Origin of the sequence: Acetobacter sp. AAB5, from assembly GCF_050106715.1 — a bacterium.
Lineage (GTDB): Bacteria > Pseudomonadota > Alphaproteobacteria > Acetobacterales > Acetobacteraceae > Acetobacter > Acetobacter oryzifermentans.
This window is the reverse complement of sequence record NZ_JBNIEW010000064.1, coordinates 1-375: the sequence shown is the minus strand read 5'-3', so window position 1 is coordinate 375 and position 375 is coordinate 1. Positions and strand designations below refer to the sequence as shown.

Genomic DNA, 375 nt, shown 5'->3' with positions numbered 1-375 from the left:
GTGCCGCCCGTGCGAGCCGCCCGGGAGCGGGGCGTGCTCCACGCGGTGCGCCAGTTTGTACGCATGACGGCGACGGGCGTCGTCTGGCCCGACGGGCGAGAAGAAGCCATTTGAATTGCCCCGGGTTTTGTGGAGACAGAACGACCCGAGAGGTAAGAAGGATTCATGAGCACCAAATCGAAGCGTTTTCCGCCTGAGTTTCGTGAACGTGCAGCCCGCATGGTTCTGGAGGAAGAGAAGAACCATCCTTCGCGGTGGTCCGCGGTGATGATGATAGCGCCAAAGCTGGATATTCATCCTGACACGCTGTCAAAATGGACCCGTCTGCATGAACGTGCCAATGCGCCTGCGGTGAGTGACCTGCCTGATCGAGAG

At 60.0% G+C, this 375-nt stretch carries 1 protein-coding gene and 1 pseudogene; both read left to right on the top strand.

What is annotated here, in order from left to right:
- A pseudogene (locus tag ACP7IZ_RS13815) lies at window positions 1–111 on the top strand (pyridine nucleotide-disulfide oxidoreductase); the annotation flags it as partial.
- 54 nt (window positions 112–165) lie between these two features.
- The coding region (locus tag ACP7IZ_RS13810; protein WP_426849736.1) for a transposase at window positions 166–375 on the top strand (210 nt) is incomplete at its 3' end.